Annotated in this window: 2 protein-coding genes; both read left to right on the top strand. The window is 47.4% G+C overall.

The window, feature by feature from the left end; genetic code table 11:
* Nucleotides 1-490 (top strand): DUF2345 domain-containing protein (locus ABR397_RS22340; RefSeq protein ID WP_350307633.1); only part of this gene is annotated, 490 nt, incomplete at its 5' end.
* Nucleotides 490-2,079: esterase/lipase family protein (locus ABR397_RS22335; protein WP_350307632.1), on the top strand; the 1,590-nt coding region annotated here is incomplete at its 3' end. The genes ABR397_RS22340 and ABR397_RS22335, both read left to right, overlap by 1 nt.

Below are 2,079 nucleotides of genomic sequence, written 5' to 3'. Positions count from 1 at the left end.
GTTTGCGCAGAAACTGGGGATAAAACTGTTTGCCAGTCAAGGTCGGGTAGATATTCAGGCGCAGGGTGATGCGATGGGGCTGGAAGCGCTGAAAGACATCACGGTAAGCAGCCATGAAGGCAAAGTGATCATCAGTGCTAAAGAGGAGATCTTGCTGGCCTGTGGCGGGGGATATATCCGTATTGGCAACGGGCAGGTGGAAAGTGGGGCGCCCGATAACATCATCCAGCGGGCGGCGGTGTGGCAAAAATTTGGTGGGCAGCGTTTTAATCAGATGGCATCCCAACGTGAGACAACGGATTTTGCTATAACGCCGCAGGTACTTTGGCCTTTTGATGATTCACCGGTGAACCATCAAAGCAGCCTTTTGCACAATCAGGACAACAGTCAGCAGCCTTCGACAACCGGCTCGGATGGCAAGGTGACTAAACAGCAGCAATTAGGGGTAGAAGCAATGAAGTTCTATTTAAAAGAAGGTAAGGAGTCATGATGGCCGATTCATCAGAAAAAATAGTTGTCCAGCCTGTTTATGACGAGCATGGCAGGTTGTATTACCCGTTAGTTAATGCGCCCAGTGAAAAGAACCTGACGGCGATTTGCTATAAGGTGCCAAACCGGGTTATTCCGGTGATTTTTCTGCCCGGGGTGATGGGGAGTAATTTGCAGGATAAAAATGGAACGTCAGTTTGGCGTTTAAACAGCAGCTTGGGTGCCTTGAAAGACTGGGTTTTAAAGGGTGCAGAGGATCGAAAAAAGTTGCTTGATCCGGAAAATACTGTTGTCGATTCACGGGGCAGAGTAGACGACAATCATAAAGAAGGCCCTAAATTTCCTTCGCGAAAGGAGCGGGGTTGGGGTGAGGTCGCCTATATGAGCTACGGCGAATTTTTGCCCTGGCTTCAGGCGGCGCTGGATGATCAGGATGAGTTATTGCACAACCGGTTGAATAAGACGGGGAAGCAGACACTGCGTCAGCAACTGGAGTTGATGGATTTACAGGCTGAGATGGGGGAAGCCAAACTGACACGGGATGAAATTAAGCTGAGTTATCAATATCAGTTTCCAGTCCATGCGATGGGGTATAACTGGCTTCAGTCTAATGTGGAGTCAGCAAACCGGTTGGCGGACTATATTGACCAAGTGGTTACGAGCTATAAACGGCGGCGTCAGCCTTGTGAGAAGGTGATACTGGTCACGCATTCGATGGGAGGATTGGTGGCTCGTCACTATTCAGAAATATTGAAGGGGCGTGACAGGCTCCTGGGGATTGTGCATGGTGTGATGCCGACATTTGGTGCACCGACGGCTTATAAGCGGATGAAAGCAGGTGAAGGTAGCCCGACTGGATTAGTCATAGGCAAAGATGGCGGTCAATTCACTGCCGTGATGGCGCAGTCACCGGGACCACTTCAGTTATTACCCGGTCTGAGATACGGAAAGTGGTGGTTGAAGATTGAGGATGGAAATACACGCTATAGCTTACCGGAGAATGACCCTTATGAAGAAATCTACTTGCAGCGCGATAAATGGTGGGGATTATGCGAAGAGCGTTTAATTAACCCGGAAAACAAGGCTAAAAATCGGGCGGTAATGCAGGCAGATTGGGATAACTTTACAAAAATAATTAGAAAAGATGTGCGTAGTTTTATAGAAGAATTAAATGGCTGTTATCACAGCAATACCTATGCTTTTTATGGTAACAGTATGAAACACCTCTCTTATGGCACTGTCCGTTGGGTAGCACGTAAAGATTATTTTAATCGGAAAGGTAATCCTGAACTGGCATTTAATAGCCCGATATTTGATCCGATGAATGCGGAGCTTTCAGATATGCGCAGTGTCAAATACCCAATAAAACCTGGTAATGACTATTCTCTAATACAAACTTTTACTATAGCGGATCCGCAAGAGCCCGGTGATGGCACGGTGCCAGTTGAGGGAGGGAAATTTACCGCCAGCGGTCTGCGTTCAATATTGGGGGCTGAGGTTGATCATGAAGGTGCCTATGATACTGACGATACCCGTTTTTTTACCCTGCGAGCTATTGTTAAAATAGCGCAATCTGTTAAACAAACATCT

The organism is Photorhabdus viridis (assembly GCF_040256935.1).
Classification (GTDB): domain Bacteria; phylum Pseudomonadota; class Gammaproteobacteria; order Enterobacterales; family Enterobacteriaceae; genus Photorhabdus; species Photorhabdus viridis.
The sequence above is the reverse complement of the archived record's forward strand: the minus strand, read 5'-3'. Positions and strand labels throughout refer to the sequence as shown.